Below are 16091 nucleotides of genomic sequence, written 5' to 3'. Positions count from 1 at the left end.
ATTAGTATGATAACTCAATCTTCAACATACTCAAATTCCCATCCAGCCACATCTTCACTGGATTATTTATCGGAATCAATTTTGCATAAGACTTACCGGCATTTTGAACGATGAAGATCGAATATTTATCCCCCTCATTTTTGTCATAGAGGAATTTGGCAAACTCCCATTGCGTCTTGGATATTTCGATTTCACCAGTATTGGATGCGCGCCCTTTAACTTCAATGTAACGAAGTTCCTTCTCCCCTTTCATCAAAACAAAGTCATACCCCCATCCAAGATTCTTTTCCTCATTCATCCAACGGACATGATACCCTTTATCTGCGTTCTGCTCACAAAAATCTTGCAAATAGCGATAAACGTACCGTTCACTCCACTCCCCGATCGCTTTGCGGATTGATTTTGGTATGACAGGTATATAAAGTTCTTCTTCGTCGTAATCATCGAAAAAGCTCTGCGAAGTTTGGTTGCGAAGATCTTTTGGTTTCTTTTGTTTTGGTTCATATGTTTCGATATCCGTTTTCATATCCGGGTCCGTATCACTGACCCAAGCAGCAATATTAGGTGATGCGGGGTTCCACATAACCGGCTCTTCCTCTTCGATCGCCTGTTGCTGCAACTTTTTGAATGTCTCAAATGCTTCAGCTTCATCAGGAGTTATAATTTTATATCCCTGTTTTTCGAGTTCTTCGATTGCATCGGTTTTAAATGACAGAAGTGCCAATGATTCTTTTACATCAATACTGAGAGAATCGTACCCATACTCTTCCATCAAAGCATCAGGTTTGAGTTCGGTTGGCTTATATGTATCTCCATCATGATCATACAACCATGTAGTCTGCTTCAATAGAACACAGATTTTCGAATCAAATTCTTTCTCATGATTATTGGACGGACTTTGCCATCGGTAATATCCGCGCAGAATGTTTTTCTTCTCTTCGAGATACGAAATCAAAAAGTTCCAAATGATTAGACTGAGCTCTTTATCGATCGAGGTGGACAATAGATATTCAAGCCCTTCCCAACTGAAGTCATCCCCTCCCCTATCGGCGATAGATGGTGTATGACGCAATCGCTCTTTTTGAATTGCATCAATATGAGGAGCAATTGTTTGAATCACCGGACGTGTTTGAAAAGGCAATGAAGTACCTAAATCACTGCTGCTTAGCACAGCCCACAATGCACCATCCATCATGGTTATCGAAGTATCCCCTATAAACCATCGCTTTAGTGGTTCCGTCGGGAGGTAGATATCTTGCGAACGCGCTGCTTTTGACTCACCTTTATGGACGGATAAGATACATGCCGAAGTTTTGATGAGTTCTACTATTCGGGTTTGGTTTGATGGTTCTGATTCATGATAGAGCTGTAAGAGAGTTTTCATCCCTTGTAAATATTTTTCTGTTGAATCCGAATCTTTTGAAAGTGTGATTAATACCGGAAGAATGAATTCTTTAATCTCATCAATAATATCAGGAGTCTTAACCCCTATAGAATTCAAAAAGCTTTTAGCACCAGTCGATGCAGTAGCATCAGGGTGTAGACACTGGAATCCGGTGGAGATCCCCGGATGAATATAAACCTGCACTTCTTCTTTTTGAGATTTAAACGGGATTTGCCGTCCATCTTCTAGACGTGCTAAAAGCCGCGTCGAAAGATACAAATTTACATGGTGTCTTGCTTTATCAAACTGATCATACAGTGTACCCATCCATCCATTGCTTTGTTGCACTAAATATTCTTCCGTAATGTTGTGGAGGATATCATTGAGTTTGTATTCCATGACTCCCAAATAGCTATTTAAAAAACGTTTGAGGACGAGATGAATCGGTTTATAGAACGCTTCATTAATCCATGTCGTTTTCTCAAACAGTGTATGTATCTGTGATTCATAGAAAAATTCAAGATCGAGTTCAGCGTTCAAGGAAAACAATGATGAGGGCAATGCGTATCCACCCTCTTGTGTCGGAATCAACGGATGTGTTTTAAAAAGAAAAACAGATGCTTCAAACAACTTTTGAGAAAGTTCCCCACTTTGGGAAGAAAGAGGGAAAAGCCCCATCGTTTCGACATCTAATACCTTTCGTTCCGCCATGTCCTTCAAAACGCTCTTATAGAGTTCAATGATGTTGTCGGTGATAGTTTGGTTCTGAGGATCGGAGAAATTCATCGTTTCACGGTTTGGAGTCGTCTTATAGGGGGCATGAACCAAAAACTGCAAATTGGTAGGTACAACGGTCGGGAAAAAGACATAGAGCGGATTGGTGCCGATAGAGACGTATCGACCGTCTGCGTTTAAAGCAAATGCGATTTTACACTCTAATAGTTTGTTTTCAATCGTGAAGCCTCTACGGTAGAGCTCAAAACGCTCTGTCTTGTTATGCGTCTCTAGTGTGATTAGGGAGCGCGTTTCAGATGCTTCATCGGTTGCTTTTTTTACGTATCCTGCTTCATCACCGATCTTCCAACCGATACGACATAGGTTGCTAAGAAAAAGGAGTTCTTCTTTGCCGATGGAACGAAGACGTTTAGCAATGGAATCATAAAGTGTTTTTGCATCGATCTCTGCTCTATCAAACGGAAGGATAACGCTTGTTCGTTCATCGCTTTGGTTTTCCAACGGATCGATCGTTTCGGGGATGATATAGTCACTTATCTTGAAATTATAAGTTCCGCTGTAAATATGGGGGGTATCGGTTATAGAGAATACCGATTTAAAACCGGCTCCAAATTTTCCTATCTTATTGGGCTCATTCGATTTCGTTGAACTTCCGATCGTTGTAATCGATTCAACATCGGTGAAGCTAAAGGCTCTGCCGTTGTGGGATGTTTCCAGTCTATCGGAATACAGTTCAAATGATACCGACGTCGCTTCGGCATCCTGAGCGTTTTGTAAAAGTTCGTAGAGGAAGTGAGTACTGTCTGAATAAAGATTGGCAATGATTCGGTGAGAGTTATCACCGTTTAATTTACATGATTCAACGTGGCTGAGCCGCTTTTGGGTAAGCTCAGCGATACTCATGCAAACGGTGCCGTATGTTTGCATTTTGGATAATTGCTGCAACCATAAAATTCTTCACCGTTTTTCTTATTCTGTCTCAATACCATTGTACTACCGCAACGGCTGCATGTCATTGCATTGGGACTAGATACTACCGATTGTTCCATCCGTTCTTTGAGGTTTTGCACATGTGCACGATCGGTTGTAAAGCTTTGCACTAATCGTTTACGTTGTAGTTTACTAAGGATTTGGCGAATTTGTAAGGGATTCAATCGCTCTTGATCAAAAGACTTGATGTATTTAGTATAAGAAATTCCTCGAAAGACATTCTCCGGCATTGTAGTTTTAAATGTGCATTCTCCAACGAATGCAATCACCGATGTCAAAGCTGTTGGTGGAACTTCAAGTATCTCTTCGAGTGCTTTAAGATGGCGATAGTTCTGACGGAGAGGATTTTGAAAACGGTATTTGTCATTGTATATCTGCTGTATCCACTCTTTTTGGTGTTCATCACCGAATATCCAACCTTTCATGTTTTTGGTCTCGATGACAAATAGGCCGTATTTGGAAACTAGGATATGATCGATCTGGGTAGTTGAGCCATCTGATAGCTGCAACGTGACATTTTTAACCGGAATATAAATCGTCTCATCCAGTACTGCTAAATTGGTAAAATTGACAAGCCCCTCACCTATTTTTCCTTTCATGAATGGACTTTTCAAAAATAGAACGATAAAGGCAATAAGAAAAAATGGCCATGCGCCGGAAAACATTGAGCTTAACAGTGTAGAAGTATCGAGCATCTATCAATCCAAAATCATTTTTAGCTATTGTACACTTTTTCATAAACAATAATAGTTATTTTAAGCGAAGAGATATTAATCTTTTAAATATTCGTCAATGATAAATATCTAGAGTAGATCAAGTTTTTGAGACGTAATACGTTAATTACCTATTATTGAAAAAAATCAATGAAAAAAATTGAAGAATTTCTAAAATGTGCAAAAATCAATTTATCCTTATTAATAATCTCTATAGCGTTTACATGGAGTTTAGTATTTCTAAAACCTGAATGGATGTATATTTGGGTATATTACTCAGATGTTGAAAATTGGTTAAAAGATTCTTCCAGCTATTTAATTGTAGGAATGTCATTCTTAATTCCTGGAATGCTGCTATTGTTTTCACAAATTATCAAATCTATTATAACCAAACGATTCATGCAATTTTTTGGGCTTGTCATTGTTTTAATATCAACATATCTCTTTCTTGATCACTTGGCAAAAAGAGTTTTATTTCAAGAGGTGCGACAAATTAATTATGAACGTTATCTTCAAAGTGCACAAAAAAATGACCAAGAAGCAAAAAAAATAGCATCTATGCTAAATAATGATTGCAAAATCACTATTCTTGAATTAAATCAAGATATATTTGAAATCTACTCATCGCAAAATTTTCAAAAACAAACAATTAAGCTTAGTGATTGTAACAGTTCTAATCAAGCAAAATCTAATTTGATTAAATTTTTGCAAAAAAAATATTTTATTCATCAAAATAAAGCACTAACCCTTCCATAGGTTGTTTTACACTTTTCATATCCTCAACCGTATCCCCACCGGACAATGATCTAATCCTTCAATCTCCTGAAGGATAAAAGCATCTTCAAGCACATCGATTAGATCCTCGGAGATAAAGAAATAATCGATCCGCCATCCGACGTTTTTGGCTCGGGCACTAAAGCGGTACGACCACCAGCTGTACTGATCTTATTTATCCCCATGCATATGACGGAAGGTATCGATGTATCCGCACTCAATGAGTTTATCAATCCATTCACGCTCAATATGGAGAAATCCGGAAGTCTTTTCATTTGATTTTTGGTTTTTAAGATCGATCTCGCGGTGAGCGGTGTTGACGTCTCCGCAAATAATGATCTTTTCCCCTCACTGCGGAGTTTTTGGCAATAATTTAGAAAATTATCGTAAAAACCAAGTTTATACGTGAGCCGCTCTTCATCTTTTTGACCGTTGGGGAAGTAAACGTTAAAGAGGACGATATCACCGTAATGATGTTCTACAATCCTCCCCTCATCCATGATATCAATATCAGGTCAAGTATAGGTTTTAGTCGATTCTATCACTGAAGCGATCAAGGTTCCCGAATACCCTTTTTTGGCGGCACTGTTGACGCTTATATGGTGGTATCTATCACCAAAGAGGTTTTCAGGGATTTGATCTCTTAGAGGCAAAGGATATCGGTGATGGATTTCAAGCCAATCAAACGCCTCTTTCTCAGCTACGGTACATATACCATTGACGTTCCAGGAGATGAGGGTCAGTGTTTGGTCCATTATTTTGCCTCTGTTGTAGAGATTTGTATCATTCATCAATAGCTATAATGGTCGTATTGTAACTAATCTCTCCATTTCTCCCCCGTAACATCATCGATAAAAATCTTACTATCAAAGCGAGACTTTATCGTTAAGCTAAGCTCAAGCGGTCTTGATGCTATACTCAGGGTATGAAAGACATTTACGATCAAACCCATTTTAAAATCAGCCTAAACTCTGAGGAGATCGATTTTATGATCGATACCCTACCCTCTTTTGCACCTTTTGATGAACCCTTTGCCATTCTCACGGCATGAAATCCCAACAATCAGCCCCTGAACCTTGAAGAAAACACTCTGCGTAACGAACAGCTCTTTGAAACCCTTTTGGAGAGGGGTTATGGATTCGATGAAGCGCTGCGGTATTTGGACGAACACAGTGAAGAGAGCTACTGCATTTATGGGATCGGATTTGAAGAGGCAATTGAATTAGCCAGAGCGTTTGACCAATACGCCATCTTTTATCGCTCTGCTAAGGATGTTGGGTATTATGAATGCGCAGATAGCAAAGCGATTACCGAGAGACCATTGTCCTGAGTAGGTTGTAAAGTGCTTTATTTAGAGGTGTTTTCCCAATGAGTACGGAGTTTTTTCGTGTAGTAGATCAGCGCCTCTTGGCGATTTAGACGTTTGGGTTTTTCTTTGATGTGAAGAGTAGCTCTAAACTCCCCATCGATCATCCGAATGCTTCGGATCTCATCGACGATGCATTCGCCATAGGTACGTCCTTTGGCCCCTTCGGTTTTAATGCGGGGATGAAGGGGAAATGGTTCGATCTCTTCCATAAAGTCGTCTCACTTCAGTCTCGAATCGATTCAGGGAGATTGCGGTCACGTTTAAGCGCATCGATCGCCGCGTCCACCGCCCGTTTGAGTTTGAGCGCCGCTTCAAGCCCTGCTCTGTCTTTGGTGATTTCCAAAGTTCCTTCAACCCTTATTGTATCAAAACCGTTCGTAATCTTCAGATTGCCGGTTGTGAATCCGTCGGTATCGTTTTCATAGGCCATAAAAGGTTGTTGCATAATGTTCCTCTCTTATGGATATCTTTGAGTGCAATGATAACACACCTCAAACGCTCGCAACCCTTTTTGGGCACTCAGAGTTGTTTATTAGGCGTTCATCGCTCTAAACACCCTTAAAAACGCTTCTGGAAATATACAGGTGAGGCTTCAGTGATTGATTGTGCGCTCTGTCTTTGTAAGAGGAATCGGATAAAGCTCAGCTCTTTGGGCATTGGCTTGGGATGCAGCAATCGTTTATCCCTAAAATAGAGCCCGCGATAATGCTTGGACTGAGACGGTATTTATGGGCGTATTCGATCTCGGAACGTTTTGAGGCGGCGAAGGATTGTGCTTCTGCTTCGCTGAGTCCTCCCAACTCACACAGCGCCTCAATCACTTCCTCGTTAAATTCATGGAGTGCTGCCATGACACCCTCCCCTACTCTACGCATCCAAACGCAATGTTGGTGATGTGGTACTCTTTATAGGATTTGTTGCGAGTACGAAACAGTTTTTTCAATAGACGTTTTATCATACGTATTTCTCCAGCAAAGTGTGTTCCCCTTCTTCGAGAAGAACATGATCGTAGATAAAGGCAATGCTCTCTTTCATCACCATTGATACCCTTAGAACAAAGGGGTTGTTCGAATCCGATATATGCTCTGCGATCGTATCGATCAGATTTTGCCCCCCTACCCTCACCTTGCTATTATGCGCTCTTCCAAAGAGGCGCATCAGTTCTCTGTGCGCATGGATGGAGGCGATATCCTCCTCGCTTTTGTCCTTTTTAAAGGCATAGCGGGTGTAGTTAAAATAGTGCAAGAAAAAGAGTGCTGCCAATTCGTTTGTTTCAAGGTACTTTTTCATAATCACCAGTGTATGACGTTTTGCAATAAATTGGACATTATCTGACAAATTGAAATACCCTTACGCTTATGATTATCCATTTAGATCTCGATACTTTCTTTTGTTCCTGCGAACGACTGCGCGATCCATCACTGGTGGGGAAGAAAATTGCGTGGGGGGACGGGGTGATCCGTTTATCTTTGATCGCAAACCCTATAGAGCCAAAAAGCTCGTTACCCTAAACTCCGGTGCGTTTGTCCCATCGCTGTTTCATGCCGAGCATGATCAAAGCACCTATTTTAGAGAGGGTGAAAAGATACGGGGAATTGTCACCACTGCCAGCTACAAAGCACGAGCCTTTGGTATCAAAACGGGTATGACAATATACGAGGCATTGCAGCACTGTCCCGATATACTAATCATCTGCTCTATCATACCCTCTCGCATGAACTGATGGAATATCTGAATACGGTAATACCGGTGATGGAACAATACAGCATCGATGAGATGTTTGTAGATCTTCGAGGATAGATAGACGATGAAGATACTGAAGCGTTTATCAAGCAGCTTCAAAGCGGTATCACGATGAAATTCAAACTCCCCGTCTCTATAGGGGCCAGCAGCGCCAAATAGATTGTGAAGCTTGCAACCGGTACCGCAAAACCTTATGGGACACGGGTGGTGAGACAAGAGGAGATTCAAGAGTTTGTGAAGGATATCGCCATCGATGAGTTCCCCGGAGTTGGACGAGCCTTTTCAAAAAATATGCAAAAGTATGGTATCAAGACAATCGGTCAAGCATGGGACTCTCCTCATCTCTATGAATCATGGGGACGAGCGGGAAGAGATCTCTATGCCAAACTTACGGACAATGATCATGAGGGAGTACAGGCATCACGCAGCCGCAAGGGGATCGGTATATCACGCAATATGGATCATCCGATAAAAGAGCGCGACGAACTCTTTCGCCGAATTGCCATCCTGGTACGTCATTGGAGCCATACGATCATGAAATTGGGGGTTAACCCGACTACGTTTCATTTCTCACTCGGCTATGAGAACTGGGGAAGTTCTAAAAAGCAATATACGATCTATAGACTCTTCAATGAAAAATTCATTCAAGAGTTTGCGCAGGATAAATTCAAAGAGCTTGATCTCTACCCTGCCCTAGCGGTTAAGTACATCGGGATGAGTGCGGGCAAATTTATCCATCACGATCCCAAAACGCTTGATATGCTTGAATATGAGGAAGATACCAAGATGCGTAAACTCACCGATGCATTGACAAAAGTGAGGGAGAAATATGGGATGGATATTGTGAGAGGGGGAGGGGAGTTATAGTAATAATTTACTCTCCCTTTTACTCTATTTATTTTTTAGAATCTCATCGATTTTTGTAAAATATTCCATTAGCTTTTCTTGATCAGCTTTCGAGAGTTTCGCAACTTGTTTTGTGTTTGTTTTACTGAGTAATTTTAATTTGGAAATTACGTCACTTTCTCCCGTTTTACCAACTTTTTCTTCTTTATACTCTGCAATCAGCTTCATCGCTTCACGCTTACTCATATTCTCATCAATAACTCTGCTCATCACGGCTTTGAGTGCTACTTCGTTCTTAGAGAGCTTTTGAAGTACCTGTGCGTTTGAGAAAGAGAGCCTACTGGCACTAAGCGCTTCTTTTATTAGCGGATGCATAGAGAGCATTGTAAGACGGTTTAACAAACCACTAATATCAATCTTACCGGTCTTTTTAAGGACCTCATTCATTTGGAGACGTTTTTCTTTCTCATCGTCGCTCAATTGTACCGATCCGGCATTGTGATTTTTAAATCGTACGAGAAGTTTCTCAACACCCTCTTGAGTCTCGTTAATTGCGACTTTGAGATAATCAATCAAAGCGAGTGTTTCATCATAAACACTGATATCCTCTCTTTGCATATTCTCAGTAGCCATAAGCAAGATTGCCATATCATCATCGACATTTTCCAAAATTATTGCCGGAATGGTCTCTCTGCCAAGTATCTTATAAGCTTCAATACGGCGATACCCGATTATCCGCTCAAACTCCTCCCCTGCCCTGCGCAAAACAACCGGATAGATGAGCCCAACGGCTTCAATCGACTTTGAGAGTTCAACAATCGCCATTTTGTCATGCCATCGGCGATCGTGGAATTTTGAAGATGCAATCGATGAAATAGCCACTTCAATCGTGTTACTTGTTTTATTTTCGATACTCTCAGAGATACTTTGGCGTAACGCTTGAGCTTCTTCTATTCTTTTTGTAGCCGTTTCAGCCGATATATTTTTTCGTGCAGGTAGTTTTGCCATCTTATTTGCCCCCTACTTCCAGTTTATTGGTGATAACTTTTGCAATATTTTCCAGTAAAAGAAGGATATCTCTCTTCCCTGTATCAAAGCCCTCAATATAATCTTGCAAGAAATAGCGAACAGCTTGAGCATTTGAAAATACAGTACGATCAGGAATCTCTTCAAGAAGAGTCGTTGGAATTTTTCCGATCGATGTGTATGTTTTTAACGAAGTCATGTAACTACCCATAATCTCTGCCAAAGTTTCTTTATCATCGCGACGCTGTTTATTATACATTGTCGGCAAGATAAAAAGATGATTGTAGGTTTTATCATAATCTTCAAGTACATCATTAAGAACTTGTAAGAATCCATTGGCTCCGGCAATGGCATTTGTTTTGGTTTGTATGGCGACGATCAATGCATCCGATGCGAGCAAAACATTTCTAAAAAGCGTTGATACAGATGGCAAAGCGTCAATAATGACATAATCATATTCATCTTTAACTTTTTGAAGATACTTATTTAAAAGCATATCTTTGCCACCGCTCACACTCTCAGCAGCTGCAACGATTGAATTACCGGGGGAGGGGATGAAATGAAGTTCATTAATCGTAACTATTGAATTACCACTCTCATCTTTGAGGATACCGGTAATATCCAACGGCTTAATAGAAGCACGTTCAAAAATTTTTACAATGCTTTCTGTAGACATATACTCATTAATAAATTCATTGTCAAAATGCTTATTAAGATCCATAAGCTCAGTCAGCGTTGCTTGTCCATCAAAATCAATGAGCAGTACTTTATTAGTTTTGGCAAACTCTCGTGCCAATGCCTGTGCGGTTGTTGTTTTTCCAACACCACCTTTTTGATTTACAATTGAAATGACTGAACCCATTTAGTGCCCTCTTTAAATTATCCATCCGGATGGATAGATGATTTTTTATTTCTTTAAAAAGTATACCATACAATTAAGTATAGTGGAAATATTTTTACAGGTGAATGAATTTATACTTCCTTTTAAATTATCCATCCGGATGGATAAATACTATCTATCTATGCTTTCTAAATAATCAAATATATTATTAAACCCTGCTTTTTGAATTTCTGCCATCAATTCAATATTTGATTCACGTTTAATTCGTTTTTCAGTTTGCCATGAGGCTTCTTTCGCTTGAGCTTCATAAACACCTGATTCAATCTTTCTAGATACAAATGAATTGACTTCATGAGTAATAGCTTCTTCAGACTCGCCACGATTTTGCATCATACTCATCAAAACTTTAATTTCTGGATCAGCTTTTATTTTTTGCAATAGACTCACATGTTCTACATTACACACTTGCTCAATTTGCTCAAAATGTTTAATAAATTTTGTAGGAGTAGTAATATTTTTGAGCCAGAATAGGGCACTATTATTACCGCTCGTTAAGAATTTTATTACATTCCCAACGGCAGATTCCCCGTATTCTTCAACCAAATCATCTACTGCACTCGACCATTTCTCTTTATTTTTAGTAATCGATCGATTCCCAATCATATTCATAATATTTTCGAGCTTCTCAAACAAATTTATTTCCACTGGTTGTGAGATCAAACTATCGTCTACATGGACTTCAGATACAACATTAGCTTCTAGGGCAGGGGATAGATCATCAAAATACTCAATCCCAAATACTTTACAAAATCTCTCTTTATGCTCAGGAGAGTCAAACAAAAAGCGTTCGGTTGATGTCAGATAAGGTTCTATCGTTGTTTTCATTGAGTCAAAATTATTTTCAGCAATAACGATAGATCTTTTTTCGGTTAATTTAAAGGTGATCGGTAATATCGAGGCGATAAGATCTTTTTCTTCTTCATGAGATGTAAAAAATGAGAGTGTAGGGCCTAAAAATCCTCTCGGTATCAAATAGCTACTACGAATGAACTCAAGTGATTCAATTGCATTTGATCCGACGAACGATATTTCATCACGCTCCATAATATTCATATATTTACGATCATAGAAATATTTTTCAGCAAGTGTTTCATCTCTTTCTATGAGCCCCTCAAGCTCTTCAGCATCTTCGAGATTTTGAAGATGCTCTTTAATCATCTCTTCTTTTGTTTTATTGAGATAATTAAAACTTCCATCATTAATCATCCCTCTGACTTTTTCATATAATGCTTTTAATCCACCCTGCGCTCTCTGACCGCCAAGAGAGAGTAAGGCGCAGTAGTATTCGAATGAATAGAGTATGAAATCGTCTATATCTTCATCTCTAATACCTTGTAGAATTTTTTTATCGTGCGTACTGATAATGAATTTGATCGTATCAATAGAGCGACCTTTCTTCTTATCGACTTCCCATGAAATAGTTGTTCCTAATTCGTTGTTAATTTTATCAAGTGATGGGGTCATAAGGCGTTGCAAAAAGAGACGAAAAAGCTTGTAGTTGGTGTTAAATTTCTTTTGCAGGTATTCGAACGTTAAATCTCTACCTGATACAAAGATATTGCCTGAAATATAATCAACCAGCAATTCATATAGGCGTGTCGCATTAGGTGTTTCAACTTTAAGATAGGAATCAAGATGATATTTCAAAAAATTTTTATTTAAAAAAAGAACCATTGAAAGCATCTCTTTTTCGAGTTTAATTTCAATCGCTGCATTATCACCATGTGTATATTCGGAGTAGGGGAATAAAACACCGGTAACTTCTTTATCTACTATTTTCCCAGATTTTGTATCAAATTTTTTTTCTGACCAATTGTTAAAACGTTGTTGAATCTTCTTAACATCTTGATAGAGTCGATCTTTATGTCCACCACCATGGACTTTTGCATAATCAAATATACTTTTAGCATCGAATTTGAACATAAGTTCATTGTCTGCAACAGATTCTTTGATCGTTACTCTCCATGCTTCTTTCTCTGCTAAACGATCTATGCTCTTCTTTTTTAGCTCATAACTTTTTTCGGCTTCATCACTAAGGCGATCAAGTGGTTTAGATTTATCTTTTTTGCGGACGTCTTTGATGTAGTTTTCGATATAAATTTCTTTATACTCCTTAATTAAAGAAGCGGTAAGTTGCTTTGAGGCTAATTCAATTTGTTTTTGACGAGCCATGTCAAATAATTGATCTTGAACACCCTTAAGGATTGTGGCACTTAATCTTTCAACGGAGCCAGAGTTTTTTGCATCATCACGTAATACGACATCGGCACTTGCAAATTCGGTAGATTTACGGAAATACTCATCTTTCTCATTTTTACGAAATATGATCACTTTCTCATCAGCCATTAAAAGCAGTCCTCAACAAAGATTTTTTATTCATTAAGCAAACTATGTTCCATAAAAGAAACAAGTTTTTTATTTAAACGTAACAATACTGCGGTGTATTTGAAACAATAATGTTTTCGATGTGATACAACAAAGCTTGTTTGGTAACAAATTCGTTAATAAAATGGATTTAAAAGTTTTTTATTTTTTAAAAGTTTAAAAATTGTTACAAATTTAATTAGTTAGGTGAAATCCCAGAAATATTGTCTCTGTAGGACTTTTACGCGGTTTTTGAGTAACAATTTTGCCAATTAACCGTAACACTTATGCGCAATTAGAATAGTGTCATGCCGTTAAAACGAAAGTAAATGTCGCTTAAACGTAACAACGATGTCAGTAAAAATGACAATGGTGTCAGACCATTGCTAAGTGTAACAACTTTGCGGATAAAATGTACGCAAAGTTGTTACGTTAATTCTTTAATGTAACATTTGTGTCAATAACCATCCATTAAACCCCCATGTAACAGCCATCAAAAGGTACGAAATTATAAAATTAGTCTATATGCTGTGGTTATTCCGAAAAATAGCGCATGTTTGTTACGTTATTCATTAACCGTAACAACTTTGTCAATAATATATTCGCTAAATTGTTACGGTTATCAACTAAAAAAACTGATAAATTGAATTTAGAGGGCATTTACCACGGCAGTATTGCAAATTTCACAAATCAGGATCATTTCAGGCAAATATGAAGATTAAATAGACCGTAAAAGCCACAATCTAGCAATAAAACGTAACAATCTTGTCATGATTCACTATTCATTTCCTCTATACCGTCCCCCAGCCGAAGCCGAGAACATCATCCTTCAATCAACACTTGGATGTTCCCACAACAGATGCACCTATTGTAGTATGTATAAAAGCAAACGCTTTACGATTCGTCCAATCGAAGAGGTTAAAAAGAGATTGAGATTTTATCTCACGCCTATCCCAATGCCAATAAGGTATTTTTAGCCGATGATGACGCACTAGCATTTTCCACTGAGCATCGCAAAGTTGTTACGTTTACTAAAAGAGGCGTTTCCGCGTCTTAGTCGAGTTTCGTTGTATGCGACCGCGCAGAACTTTTTGGGAAAAAGTATCGATGAACTCAAAGAACTTAGAGCAGGGTTGCTGAGTCTGGCGTATTTTGGGATTGAGACAGGTAATGATGAACTTCTCCAAAAGATCGATAAAGGGGTTAATTCATCTGCAATGATTGAAGCTCTCACTAAAGCTTACGAAGTAGGGATAAAATATCTTCCACTGTTATACTAGGATTTGGGGGGCTAGAACATACGCATGAACATATCCGAGATACCATCAAACTCATCAATGCTGCCCCAATGAGTTATCTCTCCACCCTATACAGCTCGGATTGGAAGAAGGGAGTATAGAGCGATTTCGTAGGTCATATAATGCCTTAACTTCATTAAGTGACCTCCATTTTCTTCAAGAACAGAGACATCTTCTCTCAGAGATTAATTCGCCGCAAAAGATCATCTTCGGATTCAACCACGCTTCCAATGCGCTTCATTTAGCCGGAACACTCCCCAAAGAAACTTCACGACTCATCAGTGAACTCGATACTGCTATGAGAGTAGGGGAGGGGGCTATGGTCCCAAAATGGATGAGAGGCTTTTAGAGAAAAAGAGGGAAAGAAATTTACTAAAACGGTATATAAGCTATTTAATTTTTTGTTAAATTCTTTATTAAGTGAAACATTAAATTTGAAGCATGTTTTGAACAATATTCACGAAGCGATAAGGTGCAAATACTCAATCATCTTGAAATACCCGATAAGCATCTCAAACATCATCCGCCACATAAGCTCAAAAAACATAAACAGTAGCATAAAACCAATTATCAGCCGTGATGTCGCAATCGGAAAGTGCTGTACTAAAATATCGGTGACCTTGATCACCCATGAGCGTTCTGTCCAGAGCAGGGCAGGAATCAATAGAGCTCCAAGGTAATAGAAGGCTATCAGTACCGGTATGGAGATAAAAGAGTCAAACGTTAAGAACTCCATTTATATCCTTTTATCCTGAATGATTTTTTCAATCTGATCGAGTTTTTGTGCTTTGATGTAATTGGCAATAAACTGTTCCACCCAATCGGGCACTTCGGCCCGACCCTCCACTCCCCATGAATTGACGGTTCCATAACTCATCTTCACCATCTCGGCGAACTCTTTTTTTTTCAGGTTGACAGACTTGAGAAGGACTTTGAATTCAGAAAGTAACAATTTGTATCTTTTAATGAAAGTATGATAGCAAAATAATTGCGAATCGCATTATTTATCCTTTAGAAAATAAAGCGTACTATTGGGAGATAAATTGTGAAATGCAATATGAATATCAAATTGTATTTATTTTGAGTAACTAATCGCATTTAATGTTTCCCCATTAAATCTGAATCAAACGAGGGCAGCATGATCATGAAGCGGAGCGTCAAGGCAATAGTACGCTATTACCGTATTGATTTAACCCAAAATCTTTTCGGAGATTGGATAGTACTGCGTCGATACGGATCGAAGCGTTTTATGAAACCAACCGGTGAGATTATAAAGACATTCCCAAGCAGGGTGTAATTTACAATAAAGTTTGATAATTAAAAAATTTACTTGGCTAACCCATTTTGATAGTTTATTTTACACTATATATAGTTAAGCAATTTTCAATCAAAAGTATAAGCATACATATTGATAAAAAAGATTTAGAATATATCAACATAATTTAATAATACGCAGAGTTATAAAATTTATACATCCAATATCTTAAATCCTGATTCATCACAATAACTTTATTTTAAAACAAAAAAAACTGCGATTTTTTTGCGAACATTAATCTATACAATCAACAAAAAATATTGATTGGAGGAACTATGTCTCTCATAGAAATATTTACGGATTATGTTCTCAACCAAAAAAGTCTTATTGAGTATGTAGAAGTTCGCAAAAATATCCATGAACGTGGCGAATTTAATGACAGCTCATTGATGAAAGCTGAGGAAAATCTCAAACGGCTTCAAAAAGACTATCCTGACGTACACGCAGGGATGTATGAAACATTGGAAAAAATATACGCACAAAACGTAGGCTTAAGCGTTGAATATCCGATTGATTTCATCCGTCAAATCCTCAAAATGTTTAACACTTCCCTGACACCTTATGAAATCCATCAGGAATACCAGAGAGTTTTGGATCATTATCATCACGATGCATGATTGAGTATCTATGAAT

At 38.4% G+C, this 16091-nt stretch carries 17 protein-coding genes and 3 pseudogenes; 8 read left to right on the top strand and 12 right to left on the bottom strand.

Going from position 1 to position 16091, the window contains the following annotated elements; genetic code table 11:
• Position 1 precedes the first annotated feature (1 nt).
• Together SULKU_RS13050 and SULKU_RS13045 are read right to left on the bottom strand one after the other, a co-directional pair.
• Positions 2-3022 (bottom strand): sacsin N-terminal ATP-binding-like domain-containing protein, encoded by a 3021-nt coding sequence (locus SULKU_RS13050; RefSeq protein ID WP_013449854.1) that lies wholly within the window; start codon positions 3020-3022, stop codon positions 2-4.
• The gene (locus SULKU_RS13045; RefSeq protein ID WP_245535186.1) at positions 3019-3708 is read right to left on the bottom strand and encodes an NERD domain-containing protein; all 690 of its coding nucleotides are present in this window, start codon (positions 3706-3708) and stop codon (positions 3019-3021) included. Before SULKU_RS13045 ends, SULKU_RS13050 begins: the two co-directional genes overlap by 4 nt.
• A 264-nt stretch (positions 3709-3972) precedes the next feature.
• Here SULKU_RS13045 and SULKU_RS13040 point away from each other — a divergent pair, with 264 nt between their 5' ends.
• The gene (locus SULKU_RS13040) at positions 3973-4578 is read left to right on the top strand and encodes a hypothetical protein (protein ID WP_013449852.1); all 606 of its coding nucleotides are present in this window, start codon (positions 3973-3975) and stop codon (positions 4576-4578) included.
• A 15-nt stretch (positions 4579-4593) separates the two neighbouring features.
• Here SULKU_RS13040 and SULKU_RS13035 read toward each other — a convergent pair.
• Positions 4594-5339 (bottom strand): annotated as a pseudogene (locus SULKU_RS13035) (exodeoxyribonuclease III).
• 182 nt (positions 5340-5521) lie between these two features.
• Here SULKU_RS13035 and SULKU_RS15350 point away from each other — a divergent pair.
• Complete coding sequence (locus SULKU_RS15350) at positions 5522-5647, top strand: hypothetical protein (protein ID WP_281047864.1); 126 nt, start codon at positions 5522-5524, stop codon at positions 5645-5647.
• 12 nt (positions 5648-5659) lie between these two features.
• Positions 5660-5926, top strand: a pseudogene (locus tag SULKU_RS15230) (DUF3293 domain-containing protein); the annotation flags it as partial.
• A gap of 17 nt (positions 5927-5943) precedes the next feature.
• Here the strand turns inward: SULKU_RS15230 and SULKU_RS13030 are convergent.
• The 4 genes from SULKU_RS13030 to SULKU_RS13015 form a co-directional block, all read right to left on the bottom strand.
• Complete coding sequence (locus SULKU_RS13030) at positions 5944-6174, bottom strand: hypothetical protein (RefSeq protein WP_013449851.1); 231 nt, start codon at positions 6172-6174, stop codon at positions 5944-5946.
• Positions 6175-6188: 14 nt separating this feature from the next.
• Positions 6189-6410 carry a hypothetical protein gene (locus SULKU_RS13025; protein ID WP_013449850.1) on the bottom strand — a complete coding sequence of 74 codons (222 nt, stop codon included), beginning with the start codon at positions 6408-6410 and terminating at the stop codon, positions 6189-6191.
• Positions 6411-6606: 196 nt separating this feature from the next.
• Positions 6607-6816 carry a hypothetical protein gene (locus tag SULKU_RS13020; protein WP_013449849.1) on the bottom strand — a complete coding sequence of 70 codons (210 nt, stop codon included), beginning with the start codon at positions 6814-6816 and terminating at the stop codon, positions 6607-6609.
• A 103-nt stretch (positions 6817-6919) separates the two neighbouring features.
• Positions 6920-7303 carry a hypothetical protein gene (locus tag SULKU_RS13015; RefSeq protein WP_013449847.1) on the bottom strand — a complete coding sequence of 128 codons (384 nt, stop codon included), beginning with the start codon at positions 7301-7303 and terminating at the stop codon, positions 6920-6922.
• 103 nt (positions 7304-7406) lie between these two features.
• Here SULKU_RS13015 and SULKU_RS15225 point away from each other — a divergent pair.
• Positions 7407-7765 (top strand): annotated as a pseudogene (locus tag SULKU_RS15225) (Y-family DNA polymerase).
• Positions 7766-7870: 105 nt separating this feature from the next.
• Positions 7871-8575, top strand: coding sequence for a DinB/UmuC family translesion DNA polymerase (locus SULKU_RS15220; RefSeq protein ID WP_049767019.1), 705 nt, complete (start codon positions 7871-7873; stop codon positions 8573-8575).
• Positions 8576-8599: 24 nt separating this feature from the next.
• Here SULKU_RS15220 and SULKU_RS14630 read toward each other — a convergent pair whose 3' ends face one another.
• The 3 genes from SULKU_RS14630 to SULKU_RS12995 all read right to left on the bottom strand — a co-directional run bounded on the left by SULKU_RS14630 (position 8600) and on the right by SULKU_RS12995 (position 12827).
• Positions 8600-9562: a ParB/RepB/Spo0J family partition protein gene (locus SULKU_RS14630; protein ID WP_013449846.1), complete on the bottom strand. Its 963-nt coding sequence runs from the start codon at positions 9560-9562 to the stop codon at positions 8600-8602.
• Between the two features lies 1 nt (position 9563).
• Entirely contained in the window at positions 9564-10442 is an 879-nt protein-coding gene (locus tag SULKU_RS13000) for a ParA family protein (RefSeq protein ID WP_013449845.1), read from the bottom strand.
• A gap of 150 nt (positions 10443-10592) precedes the next feature.
• Positions 10593-12827, bottom strand: coding sequence for a replication initiation protein (locus SULKU_RS12995; protein WP_013449844.1), 2235 nt, complete (start codon positions 12825-12827; stop codon positions 10593-10595).
• Positions 12828-13864: 1037 nt separating this feature from the next.
• Between SULKU_RS12995 and SULKU_RS15215 the strand changes: the two genes are divergently transcribed.
• The gene (locus SULKU_RS15215; RefSeq protein ID WP_245535185.1) at positions 13865-14125 is read left to right on the top strand and encodes a radical SAM protein; all 261 of its coding nucleotides are present in this window, start codon (positions 13865-13867) and stop codon (positions 14123-14125) included.
• A gap of 100 nt (positions 14126-14225) precedes the next feature.
• Entirely contained in the window at positions 14226-14492 is a 267-nt protein-coding gene (locus tag SULKU_RS15210) for a hypothetical protein (protein WP_245535184.1), read from the top strand.
• A gap of 108 nt (positions 14493-14600) precedes the next feature.
• On the opposite strand, the gene SULKU_RS12985 is transcribed toward SULKU_RS15210, so the two are convergent.
• Entirely contained in the window at positions 14601-14879 is a 279-nt protein-coding gene (locus tag SULKU_RS12985; RefSeq protein WP_013449843.1) for a DUF4282 domain-containing protein, read from the bottom strand.
• Positions 14880-15095 (bottom strand): hypothetical protein, encoded by a 216-nt coding sequence (locus tag SULKU_RS12980; RefSeq protein ID WP_013449842.1) that lies wholly within the window; start codon positions 15093-15095, stop codon positions 14880-14882.
• A 638-nt stretch (positions 15096-15733) separates the two neighbouring features.
• Here SULKU_RS12980 and SULKU_RS12975 point away from each other — a divergent pair.
• The gene (locus SULKU_RS12975) at positions 15734-16075 is read left to right on the top strand and encodes a hypothetical protein (protein WP_013449841.1); all 342 of its coding nucleotides are present in this window, start codon (positions 15734-15736) and stop codon (positions 16073-16075) included.
• Positions 16076-16091: the final 16 nt, after the last annotated feature.

Source organism: Sulfuricurvum kujiense DSM 16994 (assembly GCF_000183725.1).
Classification (GTDB): Bacteria; Campylobacterota; Campylobacteria; order Campylobacterales; family Sulfurimonadaceae; genus Sulfuricurvum; species Sulfuricurvum kujiense.
This window is presented reverse-complemented; position numbering and strand designations above follow the sequence as displayed.